We start from the raw sequence: 12,777 nt of genomic DNA, 5'->3' as shown, positions 1-12,777 counted from the left end.
CTGTCTTTCATCATCAACAACGGAGAAAACGATGAGTGATAACAATGAAGTAGTACCTTTCAGCGAGATTGAAACAAGTGGAATCAATCTGAATGCTGCGGTAGAGCAAGGCCAAAAAATGACTGCCCTTCTAAAGTCTATGGGAATTAAAGAAGCTACGTTTGATAGTGGTGCATACTTTACACACGACAATGAAAGTCAAACTAGTACTTTAGCCGCTGACGGAATTGTAATGCAGCAACGAGCGCATACAACTACGGTAACGTTCAGAAATGCTGGCAGCACACCAGAGCAAGCTCTTGAAGAGGTAAAAAATAGTGGTTCTACCCAAAAAACTCTAGGTGCGTTTTCGGGGACTTATCAACAGCGAATATCTCAAATGCTTGCGGACGAAGAGTAAACAGTTAACAAGCAAAGGCAGCCGGACGCGTAAACGCGTCGCTGCTTTGGACGTTAAGCCAAGCCTCCCAATAATACAATTTGATACAAGGAACAAAAACATTTTGTACTAAAAAAATCTTAAAAAAGCAATCAAACAGATGATTTTCATTGAGAGTAGCTGATGACTAAACGAACTCCAGAAAAAGACCTCATTGATGAGTTTGTTGCTCATCTTGAGAGGCATGCCGATGAAAGTGTGAAAATTGATTCCATCATAAATATCAACTGTAAGGCTAAAAAATTTGCCGATATTGAATTCATTTCAAAAACTAGTTTGCACTGGGTTATTGAGGTAAAGAGCAACGACTCAAAGGATCGGCACAACACGGTACACAAGATTTTCGGCGAACTACTAAAAGAAACGGGTAGAGCCAATCGTTCCAACTGTCGGCATGCGATTCTAATTCCCGAGTCTGCGGTAGCATTTTATAGTCGGGCATTTCAGTCAATAAATCGTGATAAATATCTTGGTTTCGGTCGGCTTATCCCAATCGACACAGTGTTTACAAGCGGTATAAATGGTGTGAATCAACTCACATGGGAGGCTCTATATGACGCACACAAACCCTAACAAGCGACTGTGGTAGAAAATCACTACTTTCACTTGCTCAGCATCCTGCCACCTAGGTCTGCTTCTGGCCGGTTTCAGGCATTTTATGAATATGCGCCTCCTGTAAAAGATATTTTTGTTAAATGATTTTTAAATATATTTATTAATAATTAAGAGCTTGTGATATTGAAAATTCTATATGTTATCGGAAATGGATTCGATCTTTGGCACAATTTGCCTACTTCCTACGGTCACTTTTATGAGAGTGCTTCCGAATTTCTTGACGAGATATCTACTTACTATCAGTCGGCTAACAATGAAAGCGCCCTTTGGAGTAATTTTGAGGAAGACCTGGGGCGATTTGACTGCGACTCTTTTTATGACGCTTACAATGATATAGATATTTCAGATGATAACTTTAAACCTAGTATGGCTTATGGTCTAGAGGATGAATTAACTCAAGAGGCCAATAATATCATAGATGGAATTCAAGACACTTTTTTGGAGTGGATTGAGTCTATAGACTCACAAGGCTGCGAGAGAAAGTGTGTATTTGAGAATGATGGAAAAATTTTATCTTTTAATTACACAGCAACAATTCAGAATGTTTACCAAATTGACAATGAAAAGATATTTCATATACATGGACGGGCTGGGAACGATCAATTAATTATTGGTCATGGAGACTTTATTCATTTTGAGCCAGAGCTGGATGAAGAAGGGAATAGCAATAGGCATATGTTTTCTGATGCAGAAGGCGCAGCCAAGTCTCCGTTGCATCATTTTAAAAAACCTGTTGAGGAGATCATCGATGCGAACAAATCTTATTTTGATTCATTAAGAAATATTGAAATGGTGGTTATTCTTGGGCACTCCTTAAATAGTATCGACATTCCTTACTTTGGGAAAATTAACAAAATGGCATCGGCTGCCCACTGGGTGGTCAGCTATCATACAGACTCGGATCTCGAAAACCATAAAATTAAATTATCTGAGATTGGCATCGATGAATCTAAAATAACAATGTTAAAAATAGATCTTGTTTGTAGTGAAGTTAGGAGTCGAATGAATTTTAGTTGCGCTTTAAACCCGTAAAGATTTTATGCCTGCTTTTGGCTGAAATCTGAATTTGTCTGATGTTTAAAACGAATTGCTTGGTCAAATGGTGAAGGAAGGTTGATCGCACTGCGGCCCAAGTTACGGTCCTTATCTTGATTAGACTACTCGTGATTTCAGCGATTGCATCTAGCAAGTCAATCTTGCGGCCCGCTAAAACAGGCCAAAAATTTCCAACATTAAGTTCGCGAGAAAATATGCATGATTTAGTTAAAGAATTTATAAGTAAGAGAACTTTGGCGGAGAGCATGGAGCTTAACGAGCCTCTGCACGATGGGATTTACTACCTAGAAAAATTAGATGAACTCATTGAAAATTATTGCAGAGTAAATGTAGCTAAGCTAATGCATGAAGTCGCTTGGCCATCAATGCATGATATGTATAAAAGAAATTATGAGTATTGCTGCGGTGTGTTTGGAGTGTTTTTAATTGGCCAATTTCCATCATGCGAGGCGCTATGTAGAACCGCTATAGAAGGCAGTGTCAATTTGCACTACGTAAGCCTCGGCGACTCAATGAGTAAGCAAATAGCATATTTTAAGCACCACTTGGCGACTGAGCGAAAACAGAATCAAAGTTGGAAGCAAAGCATCGAAAATTCTTCTTACTCTGAGAATGTTAAAGCTCACCATCTACAAAGAATTTCAGACAAAGATAAGGTTTTGGATCATTATGAATATGGACTAAAAAAATCGCTTGCGTTATGCAGCGTCGATTTTAATTCGGTGGATTCGAAATGGCCAAATATTTTTGACAGATTTAAGAAAATAAATGAAGAAGTTGGATATAGAACTATTTATGCGGCCTTATGCTCTCAAGCACACAATGATGCTGAGGATATTCTTAATAAGATAATGGCGAGAATAACTGCAAATGCAAATGGAATGGAAGAGGCGCAGTGGATTGAACAGTACAATTTTTCACTATATTTGGCTCTTACTGCCCTAGATTATCACGCAATGGCTTCCGCCATGTATATTGCAAAATTCGGAATTGATGCCAAAGAAATAATTAATTTAAAGCATGGAATTAACGAGTCAATTGCCAAAGTTGTCGAGCATGGTCCACGCTTGGCTTCAGAGAAAATGAGCGTGGATTTAAATCTCTAAAAAGCGACTTTGGTGAAAACCATGAAATGTTGGCGCCATAATAATTATTATCTCTAGCAGGAGCTCCTGCCATTAACGTCCGCTATTGACCGAATACGGAAATTAGCCTACTTATTTTTAGCCCGTAGGTACGATTAGCGCAGCGTAATCGTAAGCATGAAAAATTAATTACCAAAATTCAGGAACCAAGGAAATGCCCGATTTTTAAACCAGGAATTTATCCCGCCATTGTGTGGCGATACTGATTTTTTATAAATTCCATACCAGTTTTTTTACAACAATAAGATAGTTACTCTGCAATTCTGATATTCGGTCCCTACCTATCACGCCGCACATGGTGCGGTGTAACACTATTTATCTCACATGATAGGGAACAGCTATGAATAATAAATTTTTAACATCGCTACATCTTTCCACCCGGAGCAAACAGCGGCTGCTTATGAGTGCAGCGCTGATTGCACTTTCTCCTGCTTCATGGGCCGCCTGTAGTTACAGCATCACCAATAATTGGGGCGGTGGCTTTACCGGGGAAATAAAAGTGACCAATAACACCGCACAAACGGTAAGTAATTGGTCGGTGTCCTGGCAGGAGCCCAGTGCAACTATTACCAATGCCTGGAATGCTACGCTCAGTGGCAATAATCCCTATAGCGCAACCGGTTTAAGCTGGAATGCAACATTGGCGGCGGGTGCGTCGGCAACTTTTGGTTTTCAAGCAAACGGCACAGCGGCTGCACCTAAAGTAAATGGCAGTTTATGTGGTAGCACCAACGCATCATCCACGCCTGCCAGTGTTGCGCAGTCTTCCGCAAGGTCTAGTATTGCGCCGTCCAGTAGCAGCCGACCTGCAAGCTCTTTTGCTGCCAGCTCCGTAAGCAGTGCAGCACCGGCTTCGCTGGTCATTCAAGAAGCACAAGCCGGTTTTTGCCGCGTGGATGGCATAGTGACCGAGACCACCAACAGTGGATACACCGGCACGGGTTACACCAATAGCAACAACGCGCTGGGTGCTGCTATCGAGTGGGCGATTAGTGCAACGTCTAGCAGTCGCCATACCCTCACCTTCCGCTTTGCAAACGGCGGCACAGGCAACAGAAATGGCTCGCTGTTAATTAATGGCGGCAGCAATGGCAATTACACCTTGCAATTGCCACCAACCGGTAGTTGGACGAATTGGCAAACGGCGAGCATTGAAATTGATTTGGTGCAGGGAAATAACCTGTTAAAACTTTCTGCACTGAGTGCCGATGGCCTTGCGAATATAGACTCGCTCACAGTGACCGGCGGCGCAACGGCAGCCGGTATTTGCAGCACAACTAACATCAGCAGTGCGTCGTTGGTGAAATCCAGTTCCAGTGCAGCAACCAGTTCCGCAGCAAGTTCGGCGGCCACAGGAAGAATGCTCACGCTGGATGGCAACCCCGCTGCCAGCTGGGTCACTAAATCCCGCACCAAATGGTCGGCCGCGCGCGCCGATGTTGTTTTGTCCTATCAACAAAATAATGGCGGCTGGCCCAAAAATTTGGATTACAACAGCGTGGGCAGCGGTAGCGGTGGCAGTGAAAGCGGCACCATAGACAATGGCGCCACCATCACCGAAATGGTGTATTTGGCAGAGGTGTATAAAAACGGCGGCGCAACAAAATATCGCGATGCTGTGCGCAAAGCGGCGAATTTTTTAGTGAATTCCCAGTACAGCACTGGCGCCCTGCCCCAGTTTTATCCACTCAAAGGCGGTTATGCCGACCACGCCACGTTTAACGATAACGGCATGGCATACGCATTAACCGTATTGGATTTTGCCGCCAACAAACGCGCGCCCTTTGACACCGATGTATTTTCCGACGCAGATCGCGCTCACTTTAAAACAGCGGTCGCTAAAGGCACCGACTACATTTTGAAAGCCCAGTGGAAACAAAACGGTGTGCTCACCGCATGGTGTGCACAACACGGTGCAACGGATTATTTACCGAAAAAAGCGCGCGCTTATGAATTGGAATCATTAAGCGGTAGTGAATCCGTGGGTGTGCTTGCATTTTTAATGACGCAACCACAAACCACAGAGATCGAAAGAGCCGTGCGTGCGGGTGTTGCCTGGTTCAACAGCCCAGGCACTTATCTGGATGGTTACACTTACGATGCATCGCAAGCGGCAACTAACCCCATAGTGCCCAAAGCCGGCAGCAAAATGTGGTATCGCTTTTATGATTTAAATACCAACAGAGGTTTCTTTAGCGACCGCGATGGCAGCAAGTTTTATGACATCACCCAAATGTCATTAGAGCGCCGCACCGGTTATAGCTGGGGCGGTTCTTACGGCACATCGATAATTAGTTTTGCGCAAAAAGTGGGTTATTTATAAAAACATAAACCCCTGTTGTCACGGCAACGCTTTATCGCTACCAAAAAAAACGCCCTCTGATAAGGAGGGCGTTTTTGGGTAAAACATTTTAATTACGGATAGAGTGAACAACTAATCGTTGAATAACCATTGCTGGAACCACTCACGACAACCTTACAATCACCGCAGAAATTGCTCACACTAGTGCTGGATGTTTGCATGATGCTGTTGGCAATATAAGTTGGGCCAGAGAAATAGGTTTTACCTTTATTCGCACTGGTACATTGTGCTGGCTGAGGCGGAAGATTATCGATGCGCACTACAGTAGTACTGCAACCTGATCCTTGTAATTGGTAGCCGGGTTTTGGGCTTGCGGTGGTGTTACAAGAACCCCCAACAGTCATCATTCCCACAACATTCAAAGTGCTGCCGCAATTTAACGTATAAAATTGTGGGGCGCCGCCGCCACCTGAAGATGATGTCAGTTGCCAGGTGCAACTGCCGCTGACTGGTGGTATACCATAACCAGCCACCACGGTATTAGCGTGGGACATCATCGGCAACAGTGAAAAAAGCCCTATACCGACTAACGCTGAAATACGAGTTCTCATACTATATCCTTACATAACATTTATAAGTTGATTTAATTTCCCCAACGCCATCCATGGCAAATAAATGCATAGACAGGGGTTATCTGTGCATAGAACTTTCCTCCTGAAATTATTCATATGCCTTAAAATGAATATCTTTGGTGATATACAGATTTAATTCACTATGAGCAGAATCAACCGCTGACAGCACTGGAACCGGGTTAACACCTAGATCATTTTTATTAACAAGCCCGGCAAACGCCTCCACAAAACCATTTGCTTCATCGCTGTTGCCCACAATGGCTTTTATTTGACAGCGATGTGTCTTGCATAAAACGGATACATATCCAGCATCACCAAATGGTGCATTTTGCTCAATCAACAACCTGATTTTTTGCTCATAGTCATGCGCCCATTCGTAATCAACTGCTTCTGTAGAAAAACTATTTTCCAATTCTTTGTGCAAAGAAAGATTCTGATCACGAATTCGATTTAGATAAGCATTCAGTGAATCCATACTTGTCACTTGCCCATAAAGCCTTGCTAAATCGCTGTGATTTTGATCGGCACTTATCATTTTTTCAGTTACGGATTTTTCCGTACCTGAAGAGTTTTCTTTATTTTTTAGTAGTGCATTAAGGTGTGCGACTTGATCTTTTAACTCACGGTTTTCATTTTCAAGCTGTGCTACACCTATTTTTTCCGGGCAACTACCAAGATCTTTAGCCGCCACAGGAAATGGCGCAGAATCTATCAAGAAATACGCATTACAAGCCCAGAATACGACTGCACCAAAAGAAAAAAATAGAAAATAAACGAGGTTTTTTTTCACAAGACTTCATCCGTAACCAAATTATTATTGGGCCGGATTAAATAGGCGGGCCTTAAAATAGGCAAAGAAATACATACGTATTCAAATTTAAAATCATCGTGAATACGTATGCAAAGAAAGATTAAAATGATTTAAGCGACAAACAAGGAAGCTGGCAGAGCTTCGCAGGAAGGCACATCACCCACCTGTGTTCGGAATTCAAAAAATAATACCAGCCGCTTCAAATGCAGCGTCCAGGTACGCCACATTTTCTGACTCGTGATACAACTTATATTCTGGAACACCCGATTTGCGTGCTATGGCAGCCACCCGATTTTGGTGGTGATAGGCAATATTACTAAGATCCCGGGATATAGGATCTTCATAGGCCTGTTGCGGAGTAATAATATTCCACCCTTTACTGCGCAAGTGCGCAATTAAATCCCCTAAAAATAACGCTGCCGCGTCATTTTCATGCAAAAGCAACACATGTTTTGGTGATTTGCCCAAGGTTTTTATGGCAACCTGGTCGTAAAACTCAATAGCGCTGAACAAGGTATTTACATAAAACTGTTTGGCTTTTTCATAATTTATATTTTTTTTATTTTCTGCGGCGCTCGCGAGCAAATTGCTTATATGCCAATCATAGTGGGCGATGGTTATATAACCGTCTTTGTAGCCCAATTCAGCCAGGGAATCTCTGATTGCCAGAATGGAGGATTTGCCCTTGCCACAATCCAGATAGGGAAAACGGTGGAAAGGCAAAAAGTTCTTTTGGTTTTTGAGCAGCAAGTGAGCGCTTTTAACATCCGCTATATAATTGTCCTTGCCTAATGCACTTGCTGATTGATGGCTATAACTGTGGTTTGCGATATGAAAACCAGCTGCTGCGTATTGATCCAAGCGCGATTGGGTGGTTTTGTTCAACCTATCGGCTTGCACAAAAAACAATGCATCTGGCACTTTTGCCTTTTGCAAAGTGGCAATTATTTTCTGTGTGCGTTCATGACCTGCCATTAAAGCCGAGTCAGGTGTAGGTGCATCATCAAAAGTAATTGCCAGTTCTTTGGCATGGCAAACCGAAGTGGTTGCCAAAAAACCAATCAAAATAACTTGAAACACTTTTTTAATAAAAGTCGAAACCCTTACTTCCTGACCAACGCAATCAGCATCACTCATACCACTCTCTCCTGGATAGTGCAGATACCCTTTCTAAAACATAAAAAACGGCGCCCAAAGAGCGCCGCAAAAGCAATTATTTCATCAGTGTTTGTAAATGGGGTTCCAGGGCCTCCACCCAGAGCTGGTAACCTTTTTCATTGGGGTGTAGTAAATCAGGCATTATCTCTTTTGACAGCAGGCCGTCTTTGGTTAAGAAAACGGAATTAATATCGGCGAAAAATACGCGTTTGTTGTCAGCGTAGTCTTTGATAATCGCATTCACGCCTTTATTGATCAGGCGCAAGCCGCCATTGGGCTGCTCATCGCGCGGGAAAATGGCGAGCATGAGCACTTTGGAATTGGGCAGGCGTGTTTGTAATTCTTCCAATATTTTTTTTATGCCCGCAGCGGTATAGATTGGATTTTCATAGCGATGGCCGGTGTTGTTGGTGCCAATCATCAGCACCACAACCTTGGGCGACATATTTTCTACCGCACCATGCTGTAAGCGCCACAATACATTTTCTGTGCGGTCGCCGCCGAAGCCAATCGCAAACGCATTTCTATTGGCGTAATGTTTTTGCCAAACAGGTGCGCCATCGCCCTCCCAACCTTGAGTAATGGAGTCACCAATAAATAATAAATCTATTTTTCTACCTTTCTCGGCAATGGTTTTGGCTTCCAATCGTTTTTGTTCATGGCGCGGCAACCACCAATCAATAGACCACCACTCATTTAACATGTCGGGAGTGGTTGACGCGGTTTTGTAATCAGGGCATTCAAGCAACGCCACTTTTTTTGGCGCTTTGGCCAGTAATTCTACATTGGCAATGGATACACCACCCTGCCCGCCTACATCCAGGGCAAAAGGTGTTGTGGTTGCACTAAAGTCGTCATTATCTTGCACAAAACAATTCAGCGGCACGTAAGCTTTGCTCCACCCTTTACCACGCAACTCGCGCGCCGCCATGGTAAAAGGTACCACGCGATTACAGTTATCGGATTTGCATTTCATTTTAAAAGAAATACCGCCCTTATCGAGTTCATCGATTTTTACATCCAGAGCCAACACACCGTCTTTCATCATTCCCGATAAATCCAACGGAGTTGCTGCGTTCAGTGTCATGCTGGAGTACCAGGTATCTTTCCAGCTGAATCTCAGGGCATCAGATGCCTTTTTTTTACTACTGGTTTGTAACTGGACATCACCTTTTGGCGTAACCAAAGTAGTGCCATTAAATTTCAGTTGCTGGCCTGAACTTTCCAACAATATTTGTGAATCTTTAAGCGGCTTATCTTTATAAATGGATATGACGTCCGCCGCGCTTGCACTTATTGATAGCGCGAAGCTGGCGAACAAAAAAGCGCTGCCTAGCTGCTTGATATTTTTCATGTGTGGTTTGCTGTTTTTGTTCTGATAAAGATGTTGCATAAGTAACTGTGACGCTCCTTTTGGTTGAAAAATTCCTACCTATGCTCACCACAAGTGTGAACACAGGTAGGAACCATTTATTTAGTTAGTGAAAAAAACACCGCGACCATTGCCGCTGAAGAACACACGGCCAACCACATTGTGATCTGCCGCCAAAGTACCCATACCGGCATACTGGTGCTTGTCGTCGTTGATTCGTTTCCAGCTATTACCACCGTCTTCTGAACGATGCAGGCCCCAGACACCATCAATGACACCAATGACATAAATCCACGCCGAGTAGCTTGAACCTGCGGGTGCTTTACCCAAGGCAATGGAGGTTGCGCCATACACTTCCGGCGAATTGGTATTGGAACCCCAGATGGAGGCAGCCGCAGTTAATTTGGTCCAGCTAGTGCCTGAATCAAATGAGCGGTAAATGCTATGGCCGTCCACCAGCCAGATATGCCCTTCTGTGTATGGGTTCACCGCCATGGATGCCGTACCAAAAAACTCGGGGCGAGCATTGAGGCTGGCGAACTGGCTACTGGCCGTGAAAGTGCTGCCACCATTAGTTGAGGTGAAGAACTTGGGCGCTGGGCCCCACCAACCACCACCGGAATCGTAGGCATAGACCTTGTTAGAGTTTTTGCGATCTGCCACTACCCGATAACTACGACCCCATCCCTCTGGCAGGGCTGGCAAATTGGAGTAAGTCCAACTGGCACCGTTGTTAGTGGTGTAGGCAGGCACTGCATTGCTAGGCGCCCAAATCAGATGATTGGCTTTCATCACCGCCAGGCTGGAAAAATCCTGTTGGTTAGTCAGCCCTTGGGGATGCAGTGTTGGGAAGGTATTCCAGGTCGCGCCTGAATCAGTTGAATAAAACGCGCCGGGATTCGCACCACCCCAATGGGCGCTGCCAATGGTGGCAATATAAGCCGGGTTTTCCCAAGCCATATCAATCGCCAAGCCATTCTTGAAGTTTGAACCGGTATTGCGAGTTGGTTTAACGGAGAAGTCAGTATGAACCAGGGTGCCTACGTCGCCCGAGCTGTTTAACAAGCTGTAAGACGCGCCGGCCGGAGGAGTCATCAGCGCAAGGGTTGCAACCTCTTCAATGCCATTCACTTTTTCATTCCAGGTGGGTTTGGTTGCGGAGGCATTTTTGGTTTCCCATACGCCGCCGCCGTGTACCACCAGAATGTGTTCAGGGTTGCCTGGGTTAATCTCGATATCGTCCAACCAGCCGGTGAAGCCCTCATTAGCGGGAATACGCGGCGTAGCCGAGCCGATCTCACGCCAGTTAAGGCCTGCGTCATCGGAGATTTGTACGGTGGGTTTACCTTCCCAATCGCCCCAGGAATTGGTGATACCCAGCACAATTCGGGTGGAAGAACCTGTGCCAGAAACCGCAACACCGCCTATGCCATAGTTGGTCCATTCGGTCTGCGTATAGCTCTTAAGTGGGGTCCAGTTGGTGCCGTCAAATTTGTAAAGTGTCGCAGGGCCGTCTGCACCCGGGCCGGTGGTTTTGGTAAAGACCACGTACATCATGCCGTCTTGGGCGCGCACCCAGTGTGGGATGTGGTAGCCCTGTAGAGGGGTGTTTATACCAGTCCAACTTGCGCCGCCATTAGTTGACTTGTACACACTGTGGCTCAAACCAGCGAGCGCGGCATAGTCAGGCGCAATGGCGGTATAAATAGTTTGAGTCGCACTGCCGCTGCCGGTTGTGCCGGTATCAAATATGACTTGCTGTACACCAATGGGAGTGCCGCCCGACGTGTTGTCGATCTGGGACTGGTTCATGATCAACGAGGCTAAAGACTGCACCTGCTGCCAGTTTTGGCCGCGATCAGAACTCTTCCACAAACCGGCTGTACGTGAGCCGTAGAACAAAATGGCCGGGTTATTGGGGTCAACCATCAGGCGCTCACCAATCGCGCGGCCCTGGTTGTTGGAACCCACGGGGAACGGCAGAGTGATGTACTGCCAGTTATCACCGCGATCCGTAGAAATATACAAACGGCCAAGGTCAGACAGGTTCACGGTGACGCCGGTAGTCATGTACACGCGTCTGTCGTCGGTTGGATCAAGGGCGATACTTTCTGCCCCCTGATGCGAACCGTCCTTCACGCCAAAACCATCGGTCAAGGGTACCCAGGTATTTGTTGAGGCATTCAGGCGATAGGAGCCGCCGATATCGGTGCGCGCATAGAGAAGGTCGGGAGTAGTCGGGTGGAATACCAAACCGGGAACATAACCACCGCCACCGTATTTCACATTGGTCCAGGCGGTCGTTGTTGTAATTGCGAAATTGTAACTGGCTGTTTGACCGCAGGTATCGGTGAATACGGCAGATGCGTTACAACTTGCCGTTGGAGCCAAAGACTGCTCGCGTGAATTGCCGCTGGTGCCGCACCCACTCCAACTCCAGCTGCCGTTTGCCCAAGCACCACCAGCAATGGCTTGAGGCCCTAACATCAGCGCGGCGCCGGAGGCAACAATCGCAGAACCAGTTTGGCTCCAGGTTCCGCCTACTTGTATGTAAGGAACTATGTTGGGCGTTGGGCAACTTACAACAGCAGTGCGTGTTGCTGTCGCTGCGCCAGAATTGTACTGGCCACTATTGGCGGTAAATTTAATCCAATACCAATACTGGGTTCCTGCCACGGCTGATGTGTCGGAATAACTGAGTGCTGTTCTGTTGGGTACGGCAATTCTTGTTCTTCCTGCCGGGTTACTGTCTGTGTCTCTGTATACCTCAAGCCGACTGACAGCACCGTTCACCGTCCAGTTGAGATCAATACTGTTTGTTGATCCGGTCGCCGCAAGGCACACAGTAGTGCCACCGCCGCTGCCACAATTACTCTGGGCAAAAGTGATGGGTATAGAAGTGAAAAAAATACAAAAAAGAGAAAGTTTACTGATGAACCGCATGTAGCCTCCGAGAAGGTGTAGTGGGATTAATACCCATGAGCTGGAGAGATACAGTTATTGTTATTTTTCTGTAAGAACTCTTATTCACGCCTACCGCGCTTCCCGATGCTCATGGTGATATACCTGCTGTCTTTATTAGAAATAGATGCAGGCATTTTGAAGTTAACCCACAATTCAAAGCGGCCATTAGCAATAAATTAAAAATAATTACCATCATTTATTTATAACAATAAAATTTATTGTTTTTCTTATTTTGCAAAGCGCTAAAAATTGATTGAGATTTTTTCCGAAGCAATTTTTTTAA

Annotated in this window: 10 protein-coding genes; 5 read left to right on the top strand and 5 right to left on the bottom strand. The window is 45.2% G+C overall.

The window, feature by feature from the left end; translation table 11 throughout:
• The first annotated feature begins 31 nt into the window (after positions 1–31).
• The 5 genes from ACFODX_RS08305 to pelA all read left to right on the top strand — a co-directional run bounded on the left by ACFODX_RS08305 (position 32) and on the right by pelA (position 5,578).
• Entirely contained in the window at positions 32–400 is a 369-nt protein-coding gene (locus tag ACFODX_RS08305) for a hypothetical protein (RefSeq protein ID WP_378117955.1), read from the top strand.
• A 162-nt stretch (positions 401–562) separates the two neighbouring features.
• Positions 563–1,012, top strand: coding sequence for a hypothetical protein (locus tag ACFODX_RS08300; protein ID WP_378117953.1), 450 nt, complete (start codon positions 563–565; stop codon positions 1,010–1,012).
• Positions 1,013–1,177: 165 nt separating this feature from the next.
• Positions 1,178–2,086 (top strand): bacteriophage abortive infection AbiH family protein, encoded by a 909-nt coding sequence (locus ACFODX_RS08295; protein ID WP_378117951.1) that lies wholly within the window; start codon positions 1,178–1,180, stop codon positions 2,084–2,086.
• A 218-nt stretch (positions 2,087–2,304) separates the two neighbouring features.
• The gene (locus tag ACFODX_RS08290) at positions 2,305–3,216 is read left to right on the top strand and encodes a DUF5677 domain-containing protein (protein WP_378117949.1); all 912 of its coding nucleotides are present in this window, start codon (positions 2,305–2,307) and stop codon (positions 3,214–3,216) included.
• A 379-nt stretch (positions 3,217–3,595) separates the two neighbouring features.
• Positions 3,596–5,578, top strand: a complete 1,983-nt coding sequence (gene pelA, locus ACFODX_RS08285) for a pectate lyase (RefSeq protein WP_378117947.1) — start codon at positions 3,596–3,598, stop codon at positions 5,576–5,578.
• A gap of 92 nt (positions 5,579–5,670) precedes the next feature.
• Here the strand turns inward: pelA and ACFODX_RS08280 are convergent, their stop codons facing one another.
• The 5 genes from ACFODX_RS08280 to ACFODX_RS08260 all read right to left on the bottom strand — a co-directional run bounded on the left by ACFODX_RS08280 (position 5,671) and on the right by ACFODX_RS08260 (position 12,473).
• Entirely contained in the window at positions 5,671–6,168 is a 498-nt protein-coding gene (locus ACFODX_RS08280) for a hypothetical protein (protein ID WP_378117945.1), read from the bottom strand.
• A 109-nt stretch (positions 6,169–6,277) separates the two neighbouring features.
• On the bottom strand, positions 6,278–6,979 hold the full coding sequence (locus ACFODX_RS08275; RefSeq protein WP_378117943.1) for a hypothetical protein: 702 nt from the start codon (positions 6,977–6,979) through the stop codon (positions 6,278–6,280).
• Between the two features lie 198 nt (positions 6,980–7,177).
• The gene (locus tag ACFODX_RS08270) at positions 7,178–8,137 is read right to left on the bottom strand and encodes a polysaccharide deacetylase family protein (protein ID WP_378117941.1); all 960 of its coding nucleotides are present in this window, start codon (positions 8,135–8,137) and stop codon (positions 7,178–7,180) included.
• Between the two features lie 76 nt (positions 8,138–8,213).
• On the bottom strand, positions 8,214–9,512 hold the full coding sequence (locus ACFODX_RS08265; protein WP_378117939.1) for a GDSL-type esterase/lipase family protein: 1,299 nt from the start codon (positions 9,510–9,512) through the stop codon (positions 8,214–8,216).
• A gap of 120 nt (positions 9,513–9,632) precedes the next feature.
• Entirely contained in the window at positions 9,633–12,473 is a 2,841-nt protein-coding gene (locus ACFODX_RS08260; RefSeq protein ID WP_378117937.1) for a dockerin, read from the bottom strand.
• Between the last annotated feature and the right edge of the window lie 304 nt (positions 12,474–12,777).

Source organism: Cellvibrio fontiphilus (assembly GCF_042646205.1).
Classification (GTDB): Bacteria; Pseudomonadota; Gammaproteobacteria; order Pseudomonadales; family Cellvibrionaceae; genus Cellvibrio; species Cellvibrio fontiphilus_A.
Note: the sequence above shows the minus strand (reverse complement) of the source record. Positions and strands in the feature narration are given on the sequence as shown.